This is a genomic window from Pectobacterium sp. 1950-15 (genome assembly GCF_037136835.1).
In the GTDB taxonomy this organism is placed as follows: Bacteria; Pseudomonadota; Gammaproteobacteria; order Enterobacterales; family Enterobacteriaceae; genus Pectobacterium.
Genome location: NZ_JBBBQR010000057.1, coordinates 1 through 231 on the forward strand (window position 1 = coordinate 1; position 231 = coordinate 231).

General features: G+C 45.5%; 1 protein-coding gene. It reads right to left on the bottom strand.

Translation table 11 applies throughout. The features are described from left to right. A partial coding sequence (locus WCT94_RS20770) for a transposase (protein WP_336871615.1) occupies nucleotides 1-141 on the bottom strand: 141 nt, incomplete at its 3' end. Nucleotides 142-231: the final 90 nt, after the last annotated feature.

Here is a 231-nt window from a genome sequence, read left to right on the forward strand (position 1 = left end):
CCATTCGCACAGCTTTCTTAAAATACTGCCTATCGCCCTGCGTTTTTCCCCGTAGAACACCTGCCTTCGGTACTTCGGCGCAAAAACTATGTGATATTTACAGTTCCATCGGGTGTGCGCTAAGCTCTTTTCGTCCCTCATTGGGACCCCCTTTTGATTTCTTGTTGAACGTTTGCAGTTGCCAGACCGCAAACTGTTTTAACAAATCAAAAGGGGTTTTTATAACTGGCT